Consider the following 14416-nt stretch of genomic DNA (forward strand, 5'->3'; position numbering starts at 1 on the left):
CACTTCACAGACTTCCGGGAGCACACCGTGACCGAAGCACACACGACCGGCACCCACGGCACCGGGCCGTTCATCGCGGCCATCGACCAGGGCACCACCTCCAGCCGCTGCATCGTCTTCGACAAGGACGGCCGGATCGTCTCCGTCGACCAGAAGGAGCACGAGCAGATCTTCCCGAAGCCGGGCTGGGTCGAGCACGACGCGACCGAGATCTGGGAGAACGTCCAGGAGGTCGTCGCCGGGGCCATCGTCAAGGCCGGTATCACCTCCGCCGACGTCAAGGCGATCGGCATCACCAACCAGCGCGAGACCACGCTGATGTGGGACAAGAACACCGGTGAGCCGGTCCACAACGCGCTGGTCTGGCAGGACACCCGCACCGACGCGCTCTGCAAGGAGCTCGGCCGCAATGTCGGGCAGGACCGGTTCCGCCGCGAGACCGGGCTGCCGCTCGCCTCGTACTTCGCCGGGCCCAAGGTCCGCTGGCTGCTCGACAACGTCGAAGGGCTGCGCGAGCGCGCCGAGGCGGGCGACATCCTCTTCGGCACCATGGACTCCTGGGTCATCTGGAACCTGACCGGCGGCCCCGACGGCGGCGTCCACGTCACCGACGTCACCAACGCCTCGCGCACCCTCCTGATGAACCTGCACACCATGGCGTGGGACGAGAAGATCCTCCACTCCATCGGCATCCCCGCCGCCGTGCTCCCCGAGATCCGCTCCTCCGCCGAGGTCTACGGCAACGCCAAGGGCGGCATCCTGGACGGCGTGCCGGTCGCCTCCGCACTGGGCGACCAGCAGGCGGCCCTGTTCGGCCAGACCTGTTTCGCCGAGGGCGAGGCCAAGTCCACGTACGGCACCGGCACCTTCATGCTGATGAACACCGGCTCCACCCCGGTGAACTCCTACAACGGGCTGCTCACCACCGTCGGCTACCAGATCGGCGACAAGCCCCCGGTGTACGCGCTGGAGGGCTCCATCGCGGTCACCGGTTCGCTGGTGCAGTGGATGCGCGACCAGATGGGCCTGATCAAGTCGGCCGCCGAGATCGAGACGCTGGCCTCCTCGGTCGAGGACAACGGCGGCGCCTACTTCGTGCCCGCCTTCTCCGGTCTGTTCGCCCCCTACTGGCGGCCCGACGCCCGTGGCGTCATCGCCGGTCTCACCCGCTACGTCACCAAGGCGCACATCGCCCGTGCCGTCCTGGAGGCCACCGCCTGGCAGACCCGCGAGATCAGCGACGCCATGACGAAGGACTCCGGCGTCGAGCTGGCCGCGCTCAAGGTCGACGGCGGCATGACGTCCAACAACCTGCTGATGCAGACGCTCTCCGACTTCCTGGACGCACCCGTGGTGCGGCCCATGGTCGCCGAGACCACCTGCCTCGGCGCGGCCTACGCCGCCGGTCTCGCCGTCGGTTTCTGGCCGGACACCGACGCGCTGCGCGCCAACTGGCGCCGGGCCGCCGAGTGGACCCCCCGCATGGACGCGGACACCCGTGCCCGCGAGTACAAGAACTGGCTCAAGGCCGTCGAACGGACCATGGGCTGGATCGAGGACGAAGAAAGCTGACGAGGAGCATTCACCATGACCACCCTGCAGAGCGTTCCCGCCCTCGGAACGCACCCGGCCTCCGGCTCCCTGCCGAGCCGCGCCGAGACCCGGGACCAGCTGTCCCGGGCCACGTACGACCTCCTGGTCATCGGCGGCGGCATCCTGGGTATCTCGACCGCCTGGCATGCCGCGCAGTCCGGGCTGCGGGTGGCTCTGGTGGACGCCGGTGACTTCGCCGGCGCCACCTCCTCCGCCTCCTCCAAGCTGCTCCACGGCGGACTGCGCTACCTCCAGACCGGCGCGGTGAAGCTGGTCGCCGAGAACCACTTCGAGCGGCGCGCGGTCTCCCGCGAGGTGGCCCCGCACCTGGCCAACCCCCTCACCTTCTACCTCCCCGTCTACAAGGGCGGCCCGCACGGCGCGGCCAAGCTCGGCGCGGGCGTCTTCGCCTACTCCGCGCTCTCCGCGTTCGGCGACGGCGTCGGCCACGTCATCTCTCCGGCCAAGGCCCAGCGTGACGTGCCCGAGCTGCGTACGGACGACCTCAAGGCCGTGGCGGTCTACCGGGACGACCAGATGAACGACGCCCGCATGGCGCTGATGACGGTCCGCGCGGCCGTCGACGCGGGCGCGGTCGTCCTCAACCACGCGGCCGTCACCGGGCTGCGCTTCACCCGGGGCCGGGTCACCGGCGCCGAGCTGAAGGACAGCACGGACGGCACCGAGTTCGGCGTCGACGCCCGGCTCGTGCTCAACGCGACCGGCCCCTGGGTCGACCACCTCCGCAAGATGGAGGACCCGAACGCGGCCCCCTCCATACGTCTGTCCAAGGGCGCCCACCTGGTCCTCAAGCGGACCCGGCCGTGGCGGGCGGCTCTGGCCACCCCGATCGACAAGTACCGCATCACCTTCGCGCTGCCGTGGGAGGACATGCTGCTCCTCGGCACCACGGACGAGGAGTACGAGGGCGATCCGGCGGATGTCGCGGTGACCGAGGCCGACACCGCGCAGATCCTCGACGAGGCGGCGTTCTCGATCAAGGACCAGCAGCTGTCGCGCGATCTGATCACGTACTCCTTCGCGGGTCTGCGGGTGCTGCCGGGCGGGCCCGGCGACACCTCCAAGGCCAAGCGCGAGACGGTCGTGACCGAGGGCCGCGGCGGGATGCTGTCGGTCGCGGGCGGCAAGTGGACGACGTTCCGCCACATCGGCCGTACGGTGATGAACAAGCTGGCCGCCCTCCCGGGCCACCCGCTGGCCGAGGACATGGAGCCGATGAACCGGCTGCCGAGGAAGCTGCCGCTGCCCGGGATCGCCAACCCGAACGCGGTCGCGCACCGGCTGCTGGTCGACGGCCCCGCCCCCGGCCCCCGTATGGCGCCGGACACCGCCCGGCACCTGGCCACGCACTACGGCTCGCTCGCCTTCGACATCGCGCGCCTGGCGAACGAGAACCCGGCCCTGGCCGAACGCGTCCACCCCGACGCCCCGGAGATCTGGGCCCAGGTCGCCTACGCCCGCGACCACGAGTGGGCCGAGACGGCGGACGACGTGCTGCGCCGCCGGACCACGCTGACGATCCGCGGCCTGGCCACGGACGACGTCCGCGACGGTGTCGAGAAGCTGCTGGCCGACCGGGACTGACCCGCCCCCCACGGGTACGAGGGCGGGGGCGGCTTCCGAGCGGGAGCCGCCCCCGTCGGCGTTTCCACGGGCCCCGGCACGTACCGCACTCCCCAGATCCTCGGCCGGCACGAGGACTGCCGCCTCGGCCCTCGGGCGGTCACCGCCGACGGCTTCGGGCCGGGCCGGGACCAGTGGACGAGCGGGGCTCCGGGAGCGAACGAGCAGGGTTCACCCGGCCGTGCAAGACGGCTGCGGCAGAAGGCCTCCGACGCCGTAAGGTTGCTCCGTACGTATGGAGACATCGGAAGGAGGCCCGGGTGATCGAGCTCGAGTCGGTGCCCGAGCTGATCGACCCGGTCATGGTGGCCGCGTTCGAGGGCTGGAACGACGCCGGGGACGCCGCCTCGACAGCGGTCGGCCATCTGGACCGGGAGTGGAAGGGCGAGGTGTTCGCGGCGCTGGACGCCGAGGACTACTACGACTTCCAGGTCAACCGGCCCACGGTGTGGCTGGACGGCGGGGTGCGGAAGATCACTTGGCCGACGACCCGGCTCTCCGTGGTGCGTGTCGGCGGGGACAAGCCGCGGGACCTGGTCCTGGTGCGCGGGATCGAACCGTCGATGCGCTGGCGCTCGTTCTGCAACGAGATCCTCGGCTTCGCCCATGAGCTGGGCGTCGAAATGGTCGTCATCCTGGGCGCGTTGCTGGGCGACACCCCGCACACCCGGCCGGTGCCGGTGAGCGGAGTCACCTCCGATGCGGATCTGGCGCGGACGATGGACCTGGAGGAGACGCGCTACGAAGGCCCCACCGGCATCGTCGGCGTCCTCCAGGAGGCCTGCACGCACGCGGGCGTGCCCGCGGTGAGCCTGTGGGCGGCGGTGCCGCACTACGTGTCGCAGCCCCCGAACCCGAAGGCGACACTGGCCCTGCTGAACCGGCTGGAGGACCTGATCGGGCTGCGCATCCCGCTGGGCGAACTGCCCGAGGACGCGCGGGCCTGGCAGCTCGGCGTGGACCAGCTGGCCTCGGAGGACAGCGAGGTCGCGGAGTACGTCCAGACGCTGGAGGAGGCGCGGGACACCGCGGAGCTGCCCGAGGCGTCCGGCGAGGCCATCGCCCGGGAGTTCGAGCGCTATCTGCGGCGGCGGGACGGCGGCCCCGGCCAGGGGCCCGGCGGCCATGCGACGGAGACCGGGGACGGCTCCTACCTGCGGGACCCCTCCAGCGGCCGCACCCGCCCGCCGAAGCCGCCGCGCCCGGAGTCCGGGCGGGGCAAGAACCCCGACGACAGGGGCGACAGGGGCGACCAGGGGGCCGACGGCCCGTCCGGTGAGACTTCGGGGGACGCTCCCGAAGAGGAGTGACCCCGGCTGGGGTGCGAACGGCGGGGGCCCCGCACGGAAGTCGATCCCGTGCGGGGCCCCCGCCGTTCCGGCGGCTCAGGCGCAGTGGAACTTCGCCGCCGCCCAGTCCCCGTGGTCCCCGGTCTTGGACCCGTTGGTGTCGGTGACCTTCAGCCGCACCTGGCGTACTCCGTCGAGCCCCACGTCCACCGGTACGGTCGCCGAGGCCCCGGTCAGCTTCGGTGAGGTCCACAGCACCTCGCCGTCGCCCTCCACCGAGAACGCGACCTCCCCGTAGCCGTCGATCTCGTCGTCGATGCCCACGTCGGCGGTGAACGCGGTGCAGCGGCCGCCGAGGTGGATCGCGATGTCGGAGTCGGCGTGGGTGCCGATGCCCTTCTCGTACGTGGTGCCCGCGAGCGTCAGCGTATGGCCGTCCTCCGCCCCGGACTCCCCGTTGGAGCGGTCGCGTTCGGCGGGCCCGTAGCCGTTGGTCTCCGAGAGCCAGACCAGGTCGCTCGCCCAGGCCTCTCCGGTGGGCGGCGGTGGAGTCACCGAGACGGCGAGCCGCTGTTCGCTGCTGCGGGCCTCACCGGCGGCCCGGTAGCGGGCGAGCGCGGTGAGCCGGGTCTCGCGCACCTCGGCGTCCTTCGCCGGGGTGACCTCGACCGCGACCCGCCGGGTGGTGCCCGCCGGAATCCGCCCCGGGACCTCCGCCGTGACGGTCCGCCAGCCCTCGGGGACCTGGAGGGTGACCGAGGTGCCGGTGAGGTCGGCGCTGCCCGCGGTCACGTCGACCAGAACCTCACCGGGCGTCCCCGCTCCGGCCTCCTGGCCCGTGGGGGCGGCGAGGACGGCTGCCGCGGCGGCCTGCCTGCCGCCCACGGCGCTGGTGCCGAGGAGCTTCACGGTGAACTTCTTCGCCGTGCTCAGGGGCGCGGTCTTCACGTGCACCACGCCTCCCCGGTCGTCACGGTCGTACCACCAGCCCTGCCGGGCCTTGTCGTACGCGGTTCGTGAACCCAGCTCCGGAAGGGCGCGGCCCAGCTTGACCGCGCGGGGCTCGGAGCCGGTGTGGACGGTGAACTCGTAGGGGCGGGCGGCCTGTTTGCCGGTGAAGCTCCCCCGGCTCTTGTTGATCGTGACGGAGACGTGCCCCGCGCCGCGCACGGGGGCCTTGACGTCGGCGCGCTGGGTGGCGTACTCGCCGTCGCGGTGCTGCCGGGTGACGCCGTCGTCCTCGTAGAGGGTGAAGGAGGTGTTGCCCTGCGGGTAGACGTCCCAGGCGAGCGGGGAGTCGGCGGTGCGGTCGCGGTAGGAGCGGATGCCGGGCCACATCGGGACCGCCGCGCCCGCCTTCACGAACAGCGGCAGGGTGTCGAGCGGGGCGCCGTAGGTGTCGATGGTGGTGGGGCCCTCGTAGGTGCGGCCGCTCCAGTAGTCGATCCAGGTGCCCTTGGGGAGGTAGATGCCCTTGCGCTCGGTGGTGTCCTGGTAGACGGGTGCGACGAGGAAGTGCTCGCCGGAGAGGAATTCGTACGTCGCGGCCTCCGTCGCGGCCTTCGGGTCGTCCGGGTATTCGAGGACCAGCGGGCGGACCAGCCCGACGCCCGTCTTGGTTGCCTCGTGGGCGTAGCTGTACTGGTACGGCAGCAGCGACTCCTTGAGCTTGAGGTAGTCGCGGTTGACGGAGGTGTACGGCTCCCCGTGGCGGAAGGGCTGCTTGTCCATGGGGGCCCAGCCGTTCATGGCCATCGTCGTGCCGAGGAACATCTTCCACTGGAGGTCGCGCGTGTACGTCTTGGCGCTGCCGCCGAAGATGCCGTCGATGTCGCCCGTGGTGTAGGCGAGTCCGGACATGGTCGCGCCCGCGTAGGTGGGGATCTGCCAGCGGATGTACTCCCAGCTGCCTGCCTGGTCGCCGGACCACTGGACTCCGCAGCGCTGTGCGCCCGCCCAGCTCTCCGGCGCCCAGGTGAAGCCCCGGGCGTCACTGTGGTCCTCGATGCCCTGGTAGGCGTCCTTGCAGGCGTCGAGCGCGAACTTGTAGCCCGGGCCGACCCAGGCGACGTCCAGCTTGGCGACCCGCTGCCCGGCCTTCACCTGGGCGCCGAGGTTCTCGATGCCGTCCTCGGTCCACAGGCCGAGCTCCATCTTGCGTTCCGTCAGGCCCTGGGCGGTCTCCTCCAGGTCCTCGTAGCCGCAGCCGTAGCCGTCGTTGACCAGCATCCAGCCGTTGGGCATGTCGTTCTCGACGTAGCCGTCGGCGACCTTCAGCGCGTCCAGGGTGCGGCGCTCGCCCCGGTTGGCGTTGTGGAGGTAGCAGTCGGCGTCGCCGGTCTCCATGCCGTAGATGGGCGGCAGGAAGGGTTTGCCGGTGAGGTCGGTGTACTGGCCGATGACGTCCTTGGCCCCGTCGCCCGCGAAGTAGTAGGCGTCGAAGCGCTGTTCCTTCGCACTGGTCGTCACCGGGTCGGTGAAGGCGTAGGTGCCCGGGGCGTAGGTGTTGCGGAAGACGCCGTAGCCGGCCGAGGAGAGGTAGAAGGGTACGGAGTTGGGGTGGCCGCCGTCGTCCCAGTTGTAGTCGACGGCGACCTCGACGGTCTTGTCTCGGTGGGAGGTGTTGCCGCGGCCGTTCTGCATCCCGGCCCCGTAGAACTGCTCACCGGCGCCCCGGGCCAGGGTCTGGACGGTCTTCTCGCCGGTCCAGCTCAGCCCCTTGGCCTCGGACCAGATCCGGCTGCCGTCGGCCCGGTGCAGGGCGAAGCGCAGCGGCTTCTTGTAGGCCCGCAGGGTGACCTCGCTCGTCGACAGCTCGTAGCGGTCGCCTCGGTCCTTCCAGCGGGTACGGGGCTCCTTGCCCTGGGGCAGGACGATGTCGTCGCCGGTGGGGTCGGTGAACCTGCCGTCGGGGGCCAGCTCGATACGGAAGGTCTCGGCGGAGACGAAGCTGACCCGGGCCTCGGCGGGCCCGGCGCTCAGCCGGTAGACCGCCCCGTCCGCCCGGAATCCGGTCACGTCCCCGACGGTGGTGGTCTCGGTGGTCTCCGGCGGGGCCTCGTCGGCGCGGGCCCCGCCGGGTCCCGTGAGGACCGCGACCAGTCCGAGCAGGGCAGCAACCGCTGCCGCTCTCATGCGCGTTGATGTTTGCATGATGAGCTTTTAGCGCAACTTCGAGCAGATGACCACGGACAAAAGGGAACCGGCCCCGAACTTCGTAGAGAAGTCCGAGACCGGTCCAGGTAGTCGGGGGGAGCGCTGACGCCCCTACAGCGCGACCCCCAGCAGGGCGTCGGCCGTACGCGACACGAGGCCGGGCGCACCCTCGTCCGTGCCGCCCTCCGCGCCCTGGAGCGCGGCCCAGCGGTCCACCGCGGCGAGCGCCGCGGGGCTGTCCAGATCGTCGGCCAGGGCCGCGCGGACCTCCTCGACCAGCGCGTCGGCGGACGGCCCGTCGGGGCGCGAGACGGCGGCCCGCCAGCGCGCGAGGCGCTCGACGGCGTCGGCCAGCACCTGGTCGGTCCACTCCCAGTCGGAGCGGTAGTGGTGCGAGAGCAGCGACAGCCGGATGGCCGCCGGGTCCACGCCCTCGCGGCGCAGCGCCGAGACGAAGACCAGGTTCCCGCGCGACTTGGACATCTTCTCGCCGTGCAGGCCGACCATGCCCGCGTGGACGTACGCCTTGGCGAACGGGTGCTCGCCGGTCAGCGCATGGGCGTGGGAGGCGCCCATCTCGTGGTGCGGAAAGGCGAGGTCGGAGCCGCCGCCCTGAACGTCGAAGCCCATACCGAGATGGTCGAGCGCGATGGCGACGCACTCGATGTGCCAGCCGGGACGGCCCGCGCCGAGCGAGGCCCCGTCCCAGCTCGGCTCGCCCGGGCGGGCGGCCATCCAGAGGATCGGGTCGAGGGGGTTCTTCTTGCCGGGGCGCTCCGGGTCGCCGCCGCGTTCGGCCGAGAGCAGCCGCATCGCCTCGGCGTCGAGACCGGAGACCTCGCCGAAGTGCGGGTCGGTGTCGACGGAGAAGTAGACATCGCCGTCGAGGTCGTAGGCGGCGCCCGCGTCCCTCAGGCGTTCGACGAGGGGCACGATGCCCGGTATCGCCTCGACCGCGCCGATGTAGTGCTGCGGGGGCAGCATCCGCAGGGCGGTCATGTCCTCGCGGAAGAGCGCCGTCTCGCGCTCCGCGAGCTCGGTCCAGTCCTGACCGTCGCGCACGGCCCTCTCCAGCAGCGGATCGTCCACGTCGGTCACGTTCTGGACGTAGTGAACCTGCCGCTTGGTGTCGAGCCACACGCGCTGAACGAGGTCGAACGCGTTGTAGGTCGCCGCATGACCCATGTGGGTCGCGTCGTACGGCGTGATGCCGCAGACGTAGATGCGGGCGACGGGACCGGGGTCAAGGGTGATCCGTCCGCCGGTCGCGGTGTCGTGGATCCGAAGGTCGCGGCCCTTGCCGGGCAGGGCGGGGACCTCAGAAGCGGGCCAGGCATGCATGTCACGAGCGTAACCGGACGATGCTTCCGGATACGAACCGGATCCGGAAACCTGTCCGAAGAGGCCCTCTTGCGCGAAGCCCTGGGGCCCGCTACACCGGTGGCCACGGGATCGGCGGCCACTGGCCGCTGGGCCGCGGGTGCACCGCGCTCCTGACCAGCCCGGCGACCCGCTCCCGCAGGGCCTCCAGCTCGGCCCGCGTGATGAGTTCCGCCATTCGGGTGGCCAGGGCGGACCCCGGCGCCAGATCCGTGGCGAGCAGGCTCAGCACCCGCAGCGCCTCGTCGGTCAGCGGCTCGCCCGCCCAGCCCCACAGCAGGGTGCGCAGCTTGTCGTCCGCGTTGAAGGTGACCCCGTGGTCGATGCCGTACAGCCGCCCGCCGGGCGCCGGCAGCAGGTGGCCGCCCTTGCGGTCACCGTTGTTGATCACCGCGTCCAGCACCGCGAGCCGCCGCAGTCGGGGGTCGTCCGCGTGCACCAGCAGCGCGGTCCTCCCCTCCCCCACGTCCGCGAAGCCCACGGCCTTCCAGCCCTCGCCCGGCTCCTCGCCCTCGACCAGTGCCAGCAGCGGCGGTTCACCGTCGTCGGACTCGGTGGGCCCGGGCGCGTCGATCCAGAGTTGGCACATGCCCTCGCCGTACGGCCCCTCCCGCAGCACGGTGGGCGGCACCAGGTCCCAGCCGGTGGCCCGGGAGATCTCGTACGCGGCGACCTCGCGCTGGGCGAGCGTCCCGTCGGGGAAGTCCCACAGCGGCTGCTCCCCCGCGACCGGCTTGTAGGCGCAGGTGCGCTCCTCGCCCTCGTACGCGACCGTGCAGTGCAGCACCGCGTTCGACGCCCCGCCGACCTGCCCGAGCACGGTGAGCGTGCCCTCGGTGAGCAGGGTGAGCAGGTCGGTGCCGGTCAGGCTCCGCGACGGTATCCGTTCTGGCGCGGGCATACGTGTCCTTCCGGATCCAGCGGCAGGCTGCACAGCGGGCACGGCGGGCGGCCGGCGTTGACGACGTCCAGGGCGCGCTTGGCGAACGCGCGGGCCTGGGCGCCGCTGAGCCGGACGCGGAGCATCGGCGGGCCGTTCTCCTCGTCCTGGAGGAGTTTCTCCTCGGCCTCCGCGAGGTCGTCCTCGGAGTCGGCGTCCAGCTCGACGAGGGCCTGCGCCTCGACGATCATGCGCTGTTCCTCGCCGTCCCAGGCCAGGGCCATGGTACCGACCCGGAACTCCTCCTCGACCGGCACGTCGAGGGGTGCGGTGTCGGTGATGTCGGCGGGGGCCACGGCGGGGACCGGGGAATTGCCCCCGGTGCGGCGCACGACCTCGTCGAGCAGCTCGTCGATCCGCTCGGCGAGCGCGGCGACCTGGGTCTTCTCCAGGGCCACGCTGGTGACCCGGCCCTGGGAGGACGCCTGCAGGAAAAACGTACGGCGGCCAGGCAACCCGACCGTACCGGCCACGAATCGGTCCGGCGGGTCATAGAGGAACACCTGACGGGACACGTCCTGCTCCCTTGAGATCGGTGGTGGTTGGGGCGGCGCTACGGCGCGTCCACCCTACTGCCCCAAGCGATCACGGCGCGCCCGCGCCGCCCCCGACCGCCGCGTCCGCGCCGACGGGGCGTTCGTGGGGGGCGAGGGAGGCGAGGCCGCCGGTGTCGCCGAGCCGCAGGAGGTAGGGGCGCAGCCGGGTGTAGCGGATCGCGGTGACCGAGCAGGGGTCGACCTGGACGCGCTGGAAGAGGTCCAGGTGCATGCCCAGGGCGTCGGCGACGAGGCTCTTGATGATGTCGCCGTGCGAGCACATCACGTACGTGGCGTCCTCGCCGTGCTCCGCCTCGACCCGGGCGTTCCAGTCGCGTACGGCGTCGACGGCGCGGGCCTGCATCGCGCGCATGGACTCGCCGCCGGGGAAGGCGGCGGCGGAGGGGTGCTGCTGGACGACGGACATCAGCGGCTCGTCGGCCAGTTCGGCCAGTTTCCGTCCCGACCAGTGGCCGTAGTCGCACTCGCTGATGCGGTCCTCGGTGTGCAGGGGCAGGCCGGGGCGGGCCTCCAGCAGCGGCTGGAGGGTTTCCCGGCAGCGTTCCAGGGGGCTGCTGACGGCGAGGACCGGGCTCAGGGCAGCCAGCCGTCCGGGCAGGGCAGCGGCCTGTCCGGCGCCGCGTTCGTCGAGGTGGACACCGGGGGTGCGGCCCGCGAGCACTCCGGCGGTGTTGGCGGTGGAGCGTCCGTGGCGTACGAGGATCAGCGTGGGCATACTCGCCAGCGTAGAGGGGTGGCGGAAGGTGCGCGGGGGCCGGTCAGGGGGAAGAATGCCCGCCGTGATCGTGGACTGTGCCATCTACCGGGACGGGCGCCGCACCGAACGGCCCGAGGATTTCTCCGGGGCCCTGGCTGAGGCCCGGGGCTCGCGGGACGCGTTCCTGTGGATCGGGCTGCACGAGCCGACGGAGCGGGAGTTCGATCTCGTACGCCATGAGTTCGGGCTGCACCCGCTGGCGGTGGAGGACGCGTTGCGCGCGCACCAGCGGCCCAAGCTGGAGGTGTACGACGACTCGTTGTTCGCGGTCCTCAAGCCGATCGTCTACGAGCCGGCGAGCGACACCGTCAGCGCCGACGAGCTGATGGTGTTCATAGGGGACTCGTTCGTGGTGACCGTCAGGCACGGCGAGAGCGCCCCGCTGGCGGCCGTACGCCAACGGCTGGAGGCCGAGCCGGAGGTGCTGAAGCACGGTCCGACCGCCGTGCTGTACGCGGTGAGCGACGCGGTCGTGGACCACTACATGGAGGTGGCCGGGGAGCTCCAGGTCGACCTGGAGGAGCTGGAGGCGCAGGTCTTCGCGCCGAGCGGCGGCGACGCGAAGAACACCGCGGCCCGGATCTACACCTTCAAGCGGCAGGTGCTGGAGTTCCGCCGGGCGGCGGGCCCGCTGACGGCGCCGATGGCCCGGCTCTCGGGTGCGGGCGTGCCGTTCGTCCACGAGCACGCGCAGCCGTTCTTCCGGGACGTGGCCGACCACCTCACGCGCGCCAACGAGCAGGCGGAGGGGCTGGACCGGCTGCTCTCGGACATCCTGTCGGCGCATCTGGCGCAGATGGGCGTCCGTCAGAACGACGACATGCGCAAGATCTCCGCCTGGGCGGCGATGGCCGCCGTCCCGACGATGGTGGCGGGCGTCTACGGCATGAACTTCGACCACATGCCGGAGCTGCACTGGACGTGGACGTACCCGGTGGTGGTCGCCCTGATGGGCGTCGCGGTGTACGGGCTGCACCGGCTGTTCAAGCGGCGCGGCTGGCTCTGAGGCGCGTTACGCGTACTCGCGCTCCGGTACGGCGGTGCTGCCGAGAGCGTCGCGGCGCTCCGGCATCTCCAGGGTCACCATGCGCCGCCAGCCGACGAGGCGTTCGTACGCGTACATCGCGTGGATGCCCGCGGCGAGCAGGGCCGCCCTGGGGCGGGACCAGCCCAGGACGCGCCCCATGTGGGCCATCACGGCGAGGCTGACGTCGCGGTAGACGCGGATCTCGGCCAGGGCGCACTCGCGCATGGTCCGCTGAATGGTCCGGCCGTGTCCTTCGCGCGCGAGCGACAGCAGTTCCTCGTGGCAGTAGGCGAGGTGGTTGTCCTCGTCGTCGGAGATCATCTTCACCGCGCGGCCGATGTCGGGGTGGTCGGCGAAGTGCCGGCGCAGCAACCGCATCTGTTCGGAAGCGCGCTGCTCGGTGATCCGGCTGTGGGCCAGATAGGTGATGATGTCGCGCTCGGTGAGCCGTTCCTCGCCACGCAGCCGGGAGTGGGCGAGCCCGATCCCCTGCTGTTCCAGGAGCATCGTGTAGTCGGCCTCCGGGGGGACCCGGACCGGCGGGAGGCCGCGCTTCTTGAGGAGGGCGTTGAAGATCCGGCCGTGCTTGTCCTCGTCGGCGCCGTGCCGGACGATCCTGGGAGCCAGTTCACGGCGGTCCTCGGGGACGAGGGCGGCGATGCGGGCGTTCTCCCAGCCGCCCTGGGACTCCCCGCTGGCGGCGATGGAGCAGAAGAGCCGGTAGGCCTCGTCGTCGTCGAGGATCTCCTGGAACAGGCTTTTCGCTGAGAGCATGGCGGCCACCTCCGTACCGGATACCCGCGGACCGCGAGTCCGCGGAGCAACGTTCCGCAGAGAGAGTCAAATGCGCCGCGGGCCGGTCGGCAACCGGAACAGTGGCGGACGGCAACCACCGGGCCGCCGTAACTCCTGGGCGTGGGGCGCGTTGTTCCGGGTGACGGCCGTGGCGGGGAAGACCCCCGAGCCCCCACCACGGCCGTAGTGCTGTGTTCAGGCAGTTCGGACTCAGACGAGTCCGGAGCGCTCCAGGGCGTCGGTGCCCGCGCGCAGGGCGGTGATCCGCTCCTCCAGCGTGAATCCGGCCGGGGCGAGGTTGAGCGTGGTGACCCCGGCGGCGGCGTAGGCCTGCATCCGCTCGGCGATCCGCTCGACGGGGCCGAGCAGCGCGGTCTGGTCGATCAGCTGGTGCGGTACGGCGGCGGCGGCCCCGGCCTTGTCCCCGCCCAGGTACTTGTCCTGGATCTCGGCGGCCTCCTTCTCGTACCCCATGCGCTGGGCGAGCTGGTTGTAGAAGTTCTGCTTCCGGCTGCCCATGCCGCCGACGTACAGGGCGGTGTAGGGGCGGAACATGTCGGCGAGGCCGTTCACGTCGTCGCCGACGGCGAGCGGCAGCGTCGGGGAGACGTCGAAGCCCTCCATGGTCTTCCCGGCCTTCTCCCGGCCCGCGCGCAGCGGCTGGATCGCGGTCTCCTCCAGGTGCTCGGCGGAGGGGAAGATCAGCAGGGCGCCGTCGGCGATCTCGCCGGTCTGCTCCAGGTTCTTGGGGCCGATCGCGGCGATGTAGAGCGGGATGTGCTCGCGCTGCGGGTGCACGGTGAGCTTGATCGGCTTGCCCGGGCCGTCGGGCAGCGGCAGCGTCCAGTGCGCGCCCTCGTACGACACGCGCTCGCGGGTCATCGCCTTGCGGACGATCTCCACGTACTCGCGGGTGCGGGCCAGCGGCTTGTCGAACTTGACGCCGTACCAGCCCTCGGAGACCTGCGGGCCCGAGACGCCGAGGCCGAGCCGGAAGCGGCCGCCGGACAGCGAGTCGAGGGTGGCGGCCGTCATCGCCGTCATGGTGGGCTGGCGGGCCGGGATCTGCATGATCGCGGAGCCGACGTCGATGGACTCGGTCTGGGCCGCGACCCAGGTCAGCACGGTCGGCGCGTCGGAGCCGTAGGCCTCGGCCGCCCAGCAGACGTCGTAGCCGAGCCGGTCGGCCTCCTGCGCGACGGCGAGGTTGTCGCCGTCCATGCCCGCGCCCCAGTAACCGAGATTGATGCCGAGCCGCATAGCCGCTCCCCTTACTGA

At 71.6% G+C, this 14416-nt stretch carries 11 protein-coding genes; 4 read left to right on the forward strand and 7 right to left on the reverse strand.

The annotated features are described in order from the left end of the window. The first annotated feature begins 27 nt into the window (after nucleotides 1-27). From glpK to ACZ5WC_RS15240, 3 genes are all read left to right on the forward strand, one after another. Nucleotides 28-1572 carry a glycerol kinase GlpK gene (glpK, locus tag ACZ5WC_RS15230; RefSeq protein WP_468541222.1) on the forward strand — a complete coding sequence of 515 codons (1545 nt, stop codon included), beginning with the start codon at nucleotides 28-30 and terminating at the stop codon, nucleotides 1570-1572. A 15-nt stretch (nucleotides 1573-1587) separates the two neighbouring features. After that, nucleotides 1588-3198, forward strand: a complete 1611-nt coding sequence (locus ACZ5WC_RS15235) for a glycerol-3-phosphate dehydrogenase/oxidase (RefSeq protein WP_468541223.1) — start codon at nucleotides 1588-1590, stop codon at nucleotides 3196-3198. Nucleotides 3199-3497: 299 nt separating this feature from the next. Next, on the forward strand, nucleotides 3498-4547 hold the full coding sequence (locus ACZ5WC_RS15240) for a PAC2 family protein (RefSeq protein ID WP_468541224.1): 1050 nt from the start codon (nucleotides 3498-3500) through the stop codon (nucleotides 4545-4547). 75 nt (nucleotides 4548-4622) lie between these two features. On the opposite strand, the gene ACZ5WC_RS15245 is transcribed toward ACZ5WC_RS15240, so the two are convergent. The 5 genes from ACZ5WC_RS15245 to ACZ5WC_RS15265 all read right to left on the reverse strand — a co-directional run bounded on the left by ACZ5WC_RS15245 (nucleotide 4623) and on the right by ACZ5WC_RS15265 (nucleotide 11274). Continuing rightward, the gene (locus ACZ5WC_RS15245) at nucleotides 4623-7679 is read right to left on the reverse strand and encodes an NPCBM/NEW2 domain-containing protein (RefSeq protein WP_468541225.1); all 3057 of its coding nucleotides are present in this window, start codon (nucleotides 7677-7679) and stop codon (nucleotides 4623-4625) included. A 114-nt stretch (nucleotides 7680-7793) separates the two neighbouring features. After that, a complete protein-coding gene (gene mshC, locus ACZ5WC_RS15250; RefSeq protein ID WP_468541226.1) occupies nucleotides 7794-9023 on the reverse strand; it encodes a cysteine--1-D-myo-inosityl 2-amino-2-deoxy-alpha-D-glucopyranoside ligase in 1230 nt (409 codons plus the stop codon). Between the two features lie 91 nt (nucleotides 9024-9114). Then, a complete protein-coding gene (locus ACZ5WC_RS15255) occupies nucleotides 9115-9963 on the reverse strand; it encodes an SCO1664 family protein (RefSeq protein WP_468541227.1) in 849 nt (282 codons plus the stop codon). Next, nucleotides 9927-10517 (reverse strand): DUF3090 domain-containing protein, encoded by a 591-nt coding sequence (locus tag ACZ5WC_RS15260; protein ID WP_096630022.1) that lies wholly within the window; start codon nucleotides 10515-10517, stop codon nucleotides 9927-9929. The genes ACZ5WC_RS15255 and ACZ5WC_RS15260 overlap by 37 nt, the downstream gene beginning before the upstream one ends. Nucleotides 10518-10587: 70 nt before the next feature. Then, nucleotides 10588-11274 (reverse strand): histidine phosphatase family protein, encoded by a 687-nt coding sequence (locus ACZ5WC_RS15265; protein WP_468541228.1) that lies wholly within the window; start codon nucleotides 11272-11274, stop codon nucleotides 10588-10590. A 55-nt stretch (nucleotides 11275-11329) separates the two neighbouring features. Between ACZ5WC_RS15265 and corA the strand changes: the two genes are divergently transcribed. Continuing rightward, a complete protein-coding gene (gene corA, locus ACZ5WC_RS15270; RefSeq protein WP_468541229.1) occupies nucleotides 11330-12322 on the forward strand; it encodes a magnesium/cobalt transporter CorA in 993 nt (330 codons plus the stop codon). Nucleotides 12323-12328: 6 nt separating this feature from the next. Here the strand turns inward: corA and ACZ5WC_RS15275 are convergent, their stop codons facing one another. Then, a complete protein-coding gene (locus ACZ5WC_RS15275) occupies nucleotides 12329-13117 on the reverse strand; it encodes a ferritin-like domain-containing protein (RefSeq protein ID WP_468541230.1) in 789 nt (262 codons plus the stop codon). A 231-nt stretch (nucleotides 13118-13348) separates the two neighbouring features. Then, nucleotides 13349-14398: an LLM class F420-dependent oxidoreductase gene (locus tag ACZ5WC_RS15280; protein ID WP_468541231.1), complete on the reverse strand. Its 1050-nt coding sequence runs from the start codon at nucleotides 14396-14398 to the stop codon at nucleotides 13349-13351. Nucleotides 14399-14416 lie beyond the last annotated feature (18 nt).

The sequence above is a fragment of the Streptomyces sp. NPDC033165 genome (assembly GCF_055577965.1).